The organism is Perlabentimonas gracilis (assembly GCF_011174675.1).
Classification (GTDB): Bacteria; Bacteroidota; Bacteroidia; order Bacteroidales; family Tenuifilaceae; genus Perlabentimonas; species Perlabentimonas gracilis.
This window is the reverse complement of the sequence record NZ_JAANIG010000044.1, coordinates 24475-31384: the sequence shown is the minus strand read 5'-3', so window position 1 is coordinate 31384 and position 6910 is coordinate 24475. Positions and strand designations below refer to the sequence as shown.

Sequence of the window (6910 nt, the reverse complement as noted above, 5' to 3'; positions counted from 1 at the left end):
TTGCCTAGAGTTTTAAGTGCCTAAAGAGGTTGGTTGCGTCCTTTGTACATTAGGAAATATTATTTTATGTGTTTAACAGATTAGTTATTTGCGCCTTAGAGTCTTTGCGTTGACAGTAGAAAGACAGAAGACAAGCTGGTTATCCAACATCACTCGTCAATATTACGGTAGACTAGACAAGTAATATCAAACATAAAAACTATGCTTTAACTCAATCAACCAATCTATTCCAAACTTTATGAACTTTAAACTCATTTTTCAAAGTTGACAAAAAGCAGTTGGCAGTTGGAATAACGTTTACCAATCACTCAATCCAGCCTAAGGCAATCAATCCTGCCAGAGGCAGGCAGGCAATCAATCAATCAGTCAGTCAACCAAACATATCACTCATCATGACAACAAATAAAAGAGGCTTTGCCAGCGATAATAATTCAGGAGTACATCCTAACATACTAAATGCTATGGCTAGCGTAAATGGCGGTCATACCATAGCTTATGGAGATGATCCTTACACTGAGGAAGCCATCAAACTATTTCGTAAGGAGTTTGGTGAGCATGTGGAGGTGTTTTTCGTGTTTATTGGTTCGGCTGCCAATGTGCTCGGAATAAAAGCGGCAACTCAACCATACAACGCTGTTATTTGTGCCGAAACGGCTCATATTAATGTTGATGAGTGTGGAGCACCCGAGCGTTTTTCGGGTTGCAAGTTGCTAACCGTACCAACCCCCGATGGAAAGCTTACGGTTGATTTGGTTAAGAAGCATATGCATGGCTTTGGTTTTCAGCATCACTCGCAGCCAAAGATTATTTCCATTTCTCAGCCAACAGAGCTGGGAACGCTATACACCCCCGATGAGGTGAAGACCCTTGCCGATTATGCCCACGAGCACAATATGTACCTGCATATGGATGGTGCGCGCATAGCCAATGCTGCTGTTGCATTGGGCATGAGCTTTAGGCAGTTTACAACCGATGCAGGTGTAGATATCCTATCGTTTGGAGGCACTAAGAATGGAATGATGTACGGCGAGGCCGTTGTATTCTTTCGTCCCGAGCTGGCCGAGGGATTCATGTACACCCGCAAGCAGGGATTGCAGCTAGCCTCAAAAATGCGTTACATCTCGGCTCAATTTTCGGCCTATATCCAATACAACCAGTGGAGACAAACTGCAGAACACGCTAATAAAATGGCCAAGCTGTTGGCTTCGGAACTCAAGTCTGTACCGCAGGTTACCATCACCCAATCGGTTGATGTGAATGGCGTGTTTGCAATTATCCCAAAGGAAATAATTGAGAAATTGCAACAGGAGTATTTCTTCTACGTGTGGGATGAGGAACGCTCCGAAGTGCGCTGGATGACCTCATGGGATACAACCGAGGATGACATAAAAGGCTTTGTTAGTACGCTTAAATCGCTGTTGTAGCTTCATCCTTTTCGGTCTCCAACCATTTTAAATTCTGATTGTTGTTTATTGGATTGGCGCTGCTTTGCCATTTGCGAAGCAGCCACTTTGCTTGCTGTTGATATATTAGTCGCCAATTACTTGACTTTCTTGCTTAATATGAGTTACTTTGCAAGCAGATATTTTTAAATTTTTTTAAGTTGTTGTATGATTCGGAAGATTTTTACCCCTATACTAGTTACATTCTTTATTCTATTCGATATAACCTTTAACAATTCGTTAAGGTCGCACCCCTCTGAAGAGAAATTTGACTTTACTCCCTTTTCAAATGAGTACCTATCCAACGATATCCTTATTGAAGAGGATTTAATGTGGTTCGAAAGGTCAATTAATAGGTTTATCAGAAGTTGGGGTGTGGCAGGAGCATCGGTTGCCATTGCCCATGAGGGCAAGTTGGTTTATGCTAAGGGCTTCGGGTATGCCGATGTGGAGAATGAGATTGAAATGCAGCCATACCACTTGCTTAGGGTGGCCAGCGTATCGAAATTGATTACTGCAGCTGCTGTGATGAAACTGGTTGAGGATGGTAAGCTGGGTTTGAACCAAAAGGTTTTTGGTGAGGATGGGGTGCTCAACAATCCACTGTTTCGTGGCTATATCGATGAGCGTGTTGAGGAAATAACCGTTAAGCAGCTACTTAATCATTCGGCTGGGTGGACCACCCGTTGGGGCGATCATCTATTTATGAACCAATCCATTGCTAGGCAGCTGAACAAGGAACTGCCACTTGGCAAAGACGATATTATTGAGTTTACACTCGGTAAACGCCTGCACTTCACGCCAGGAGCCCGATGCTCATACAATAACTTCGGGTATCTTATTCTTGAAAGTGTAATAGAAAGGGTGGCTAAGACTTCGTATGAGAGCTATGTGAAAAGAAATATTTTCAACCCCATTGGGGTTTTCGATGCTTTTATTGCGCATAACCATGATAGCCTCAGGTACCCCTTAGAGGTTAGGTACTACGAAGTTCCCGAGGCCGAGCTTGTCCCTTCGTTCGATGGCCAGGCAATGCAAGTGCTTAAGAGTAGGGGCGGAAATGATATTAGAACACTTGGCGCTGCTGGGGGATGGGTTATTTCCTCTGTAAGTCTTGCTAAGTTTTTGCTATCCATCGATTTATACTCGAAGGAGACTATCCTTTCTAAAAAATCTATTAGGGAGCTAACTAATAACGAGCCCGGATTTCATCCGTTGGGGTGGCGGTGGGTATCGCGTAGTGGTGCCAAGTGGCGTACCGGATCATTTGCAGGTACATCGGCCTTAGCCATATCGCAGAGCAATGGCCTAACCTACGTTTTTATTACCAATACAAGTCCTTGGGTGGGAGCCCGATTCCCCTACGAGGTGAATAGGATGATGGCGCGTACTTTGAGAGGGGTTGATAGCTGGCCAAGCATTAACCTTTTCAACCCCAATAGTATCAATAACCAGAATTTTGTTGAGGTAGGTGAAGGGGATGAGATGACTCAAGAGGAGTGGAAACCCAGCTGGGATTTCAGTAATTTGGTTTAAACCTTTACTCCATCGTTGTTACCGAAACGCCTTTCTTCTTAATTAGGCTTAGAAACTGCCGAAAGTACAAGTCGTTTTCTATTGTTATACCTTTTACAGATTCGCTGGTAAGCGTAAAGGTCACATTGTAATTATCCCCTTTCTCTTGTAGGGTAACCAGTTTTAAATCTGTGTACCGAAACCATTTGTCCTTTAAACGTCTCGACTCAATATACTGTACCAGTGTTACAGCAAAGTATCCAAGGCTAACTACTAGTATTGGCACAAAAAAGTATAACCCCCATTTTTTACCAATGGATGAGTATAGATGAGTATTGAAGACATACGAAGCGGCTATAAATGATGACGAAAGAAGGGCCATAAGGTAATCCTTGGTCTTTCGGCTTAGCGTAAATTCATGGTCATCGTAAACAATATTTACTTTTGTTAGCTTGATGTAGTTTAGAAGTTTCATCAGTCCAGCATTTGGTTTGCTGGTAGCTAATTTAGCAAAAAGATATAGAACTACTAGTTCAACGAAAAGTTATTCTCGAGCTTTGTTTCCTGTGAGCGTATAAGCTCCATAAAGCGAAGTTGGTTTATAATGAACTGCTCCTTATCTACCTTGCTGGTAAGGGTAAGTAGTTTATATTTCTCCTCCGATTTTAGCATGAGCGATCGGGCAATATCTAGCATATTAATGCTGTCGGACACGATGAGCGTACCCAGCTCATTGCTTAGGTTAAGCTTTAATGCCTTAACCCTAACGGCAACCTCGGGATTTGTGGTGCTAAAGTCAGCACTTAGTAGCTCCGAAACAGTTCCACCATAAAGTTTATCGGGGAGCACAGGGAAAAAATCGATGGTTTTGTACAGCGATATTCCCTTAATGCTAATCACCATATCCTCGTTGGCATTGCGCCCAACAAGTTTTGTAACAACTACCTCGCTTCCTATCTCGGTCATTCCGTTCTCACCTAAAAATGGAATGCCAAAGCTCTGCTTTGTTTCCAAACACTCTGTTATAAGCTGCTTGTAGCGAGGTTCAAAGATCCGCAAAGGAATCTCTTCGCCGGGCAGCAGGATAAGGTTTAGCGGAAATGCCGAAAGTCTATATATCGATGGTTTCATTTTACTTCTTTTCATTCAGTGGCTTAAATTTTAGTGATGCTGAATTTATACAGTACCTAATACCCGTTGGTCTTGGCCCATCGTTGAACACGTGCCCCAGATGTGACCCACATTCTTTGCATACAACCTCTGTCCTTATCATGCTGTGACTATAGTCGGGTTTTTCGGTAATATTGTCTTTGAACTTCGAGTCGAAAAAGCTGGGCCAACCACAGCTTGAGTCGTACTTGGTGTCCGATTCAAATAGCTCTGCATCGCAAACTATACAGTGGTACTTACCCCTGTCAAATAGATTCCAGTACTCGCCCGTAAACGGCCTTTCGGTACCCTTTTCCTGGGTAACAAAGAACTGCATGGGGGTTAACCTTGATCTAAGCTCGTTTTCGCTCATATTTTTACTCTCTTGTGCTTTAATGGGAATTGCTATGGCAATAACCATTATTACTGTAATCCACAATCTCATATTATCTCTTTTACTAGTTGATTAACAGGAATTGCCATTTTTTGTTCACGTTAAATACTGTTAGCATTAATCAATATCATCAAAAATAATTACTAAGCTTTAACAATATCCTCCTACCTTTAGGGTTATAATTATACACCGATTTATAAACTGTAAATATTTGTATATGAAAAAGATAGTGTTATTTGCGATGTTTTTAACTCTTATGCTTTCACAATCTTTTGCTCAGGAGTTCAACAAAGTTTTGGCTTTGGATCAATTCGATAAGCTAAAGGTGACTAATGGAGTAAATGTTTACCCCACCAAAGGCGATAAACACGAGGCCAAAATAATTGCTCGTGGTATTGGTATTGAGAATGTTGAAGTGGAGGTAAAAGGTAAAACGCTGAACATTGGTCTAAGCAGAGGGATTCACCGAGATTATACGGTTGAGGTCTATTTAACGTACACCCAGCTTTGGGAGGTTGATGCTTCCTCCTCGGCACGTGTTAGCTTTCAGGATACAATATCAGGTAATAAGATAACTTTTGCCGCAACAACAAATGCTCAGATTGATGCCGAGGTTAACCTAAAAACCCTTGATTTAACTGCTGGTGCTGGCGGTTCAATTCGATTAGGGGGCAAGGTGGGCTCCTACGAGGCACAGGTTCGCACTGCTGGAACCCTTTCTGCAACTTCCCTCGATGCCGATAGCGCTTTCGTTTCGGTAGGCTCGCGGGGTGTGGCCAAGGTTTTTGCCAACGAGCTCATTGAAGCCAACGTGCGAACTGGCGGCTCACTTACCTATTCCGAATCGACCCTGGAGAAGCGTATTCAGACGGGAATTGGGGCAACAATTATTGAGCAGTAGGTGAGTTTACACTTGTATAGTGTACAGTTTACCGAACTGTTTTGCAAACTTGCTGTGAGTATAGTGAAACGGTTATAAGCAAGTTATACCGAGGATGCAATATTTAATGCTTAAAAACACCTTATTATCCTGACAATTAGCATGTGTTTTTTTATACATGTTGATACTTTTGCCATAATATCTCATCTAACTAAAATTGTGGCGAAATGCAGACTTTTCAGGCTTACATCGATTTGCTTAAAACCGAGGTGGTTCCAGCCCTTGGGTGTACTGAACCCATTGCCGTTGCGCTTGCTGTGGCAAAGGCACGTGAAGTGCTAGGTGAGCATCCTCAGCAGGTAGAGTTACTTCTTAGTCCCAACATATTCAAAAACGGAATGGGAGTGGGAATACCGGGAACAGGTATGACTGGCCTACCCATTGCTGCTGCCCTTGGTGCGGTATATGGTAATTCATCGGATTGCCTCGAAGTGCTTAAAGGGGTTACTCCGCAGGTGGTGGAGCAGGCTAAGCAGTTGGTAGATAGCGATATGATAAAGGTGGGGGTGAAGAAGGATACCGAAAAGCTGTACATTGAGGCAATATGCTCGGGGAGCAATGGTAATGTGGCTAAAGCTATTATCACCACTAAGCATTCAAATATATCAAGGGTTGAGCTAAACGACGAGGTGCTGGAGTGTAGCGCAGAGATTAATGGCTCAACAAACGAGAATACAGGAAAGCAGGGGACTATTGTTGTTCCTCTTTCCATCGATGAGATATTCAACTTCTCCACAACTGTTCCTTTTGCCGACATTGAATTTATTCTTCAAACCGTTGATTACAACCTGAAGATTGCCCAGGAGGGGTTAACCAATGAGTACGGCTTAATGGTGGGCAAAAAGCTTAAGAAGTATGTCGATAACGGCGTGCTTTCCGATGATGTAATGAATAACGCCATGCTGCTCACAGCAGCAGCCAGCGATGCTCGTATGGCCGGTTGTGCAATGCCTGTAATGAGCAATTCGGGTAGTGGTAACCAAGGGATTACCGCAACGCTTCCAGTTTACTCTACAGCAGTTCGATTGAAAGCCAACCAGGAAAAATTGGCACGTGCACTTGTGCTCTCGCACCTAACAGCTATTCATATTAAGCGATATTTGGGCCGATTATCGGCTCTATGTGGTTGTGTGGTGGCTGCTGCTGGCGCTGGCTGTGGGGTTTGCTACCTAATGGGTGGCGGTAGTAAGGAGATGGGCTACACCATTAAGAATATGATAGGTAACGTAACCGGTATGATTTGCGATGGTGCCAAGGAGGGCTGTGCCCTAAAGGTGAGCTCCGGTGTTGGCTCAGCAATACAGTCGGCTTTACTTGCCCTCGAGGGCATTGTTATCTCATCCAACGATGGAATTATCGAGGATGATGTGGAGAAAACCATCCAGAACCTTGGCGAGGTGGGCTCAAAGGGTATGAGCCATACCGATGAGCTACTGCTACAAATAATGGTTTCGAAAAAGTAATCTGTAT

At 43.3% G+C, this 6910-nt stretch carries 7 protein-coding genes; 4 read left to right on the top strand and 3 right to left on the bottom strand.

Annotation, left to right across the window (positions count from 1 at the left end):
* The first annotated feature begins 392 nt into the window (after positions 1-392).
* Positions 393-1424, top strand: a complete 1032-nt coding sequence (locus tag G8O23_RS15105; RefSeq protein ID WP_166366337.1) for a threonine aldolase family protein — start codon at positions 393-395, stop codon at positions 1422-1424.
* A gap of 186 nt (positions 1425-1610) precedes the next feature.
* Positions 1611-2978, top strand: a complete 1368-nt coding sequence (locus G8O23_RS15100) for a serine hydrolase domain-containing protein (RefSeq protein WP_166366335.1) — start codon at positions 1611-1613, stop codon at positions 2976-2978.
* A 4-nt stretch (positions 2979-2982) separates the two neighbouring features.
* Here G8O23_RS15100 and G8O23_RS15095 read toward each other — a convergent pair whose 3' ends face one another.
* The 3 genes from G8O23_RS15095 to msrB are packed head-to-tail and all read right to left on the bottom strand — an operon-like array spanning position 2983 to position 4551.
* Positions 2983-3432: a hypothetical protein gene (locus tag G8O23_RS15095; RefSeq protein ID WP_166366333.1), complete on the bottom strand. Its 450-nt coding sequence runs from the start codon at positions 3430-3432 to the stop codon at positions 2983-2985.
* Between the two features lie 53 nt (positions 3433-3485).
* Positions 3486-4103 carry an LON peptidase substrate-binding domain-containing protein gene (locus G8O23_RS15090; RefSeq protein WP_166366331.1) on the bottom strand — a complete coding sequence of 206 codons (618 nt, stop codon included), beginning with the start codon at positions 4101-4103 and terminating at the stop codon, positions 3486-3488.
* Positions 4090-4551: a peptide-methionine (R)-S-oxide reductase MsrB gene (gene msrB, locus G8O23_RS15085; protein WP_219932556.1), complete on the bottom strand. Its 462-nt coding sequence runs from the start codon at positions 4549-4551 to the stop codon at positions 4090-4092. Before msrB ends, G8O23_RS15090 begins: the two co-directional genes overlap by 14 nt.
* Before the next feature lie 166 nt (positions 4552-4717).
* On the opposite strand from msrB, the gene G8O23_RS15080 reads away from it, so the two are divergent.
* Positions 4718-5401 (top strand): head GIN domain-containing protein, encoded by a 684-nt coding sequence (locus tag G8O23_RS15080; protein WP_166366329.1) that lies wholly within the window; start codon positions 4718-4720, stop codon positions 5399-5401.
* A gap of 206 nt (positions 5402-5607) precedes the next feature.
* Positions 5608-6903: an L-cysteine desulfidase family protein gene (locus G8O23_RS15075; RefSeq protein ID WP_166366327.1), complete on the top strand. Its 1296-nt coding sequence runs from the start codon at positions 5608-5610 to the stop codon at positions 6901-6903.
* Positions 6904-6910 lie beyond the last annotated feature (7 nt).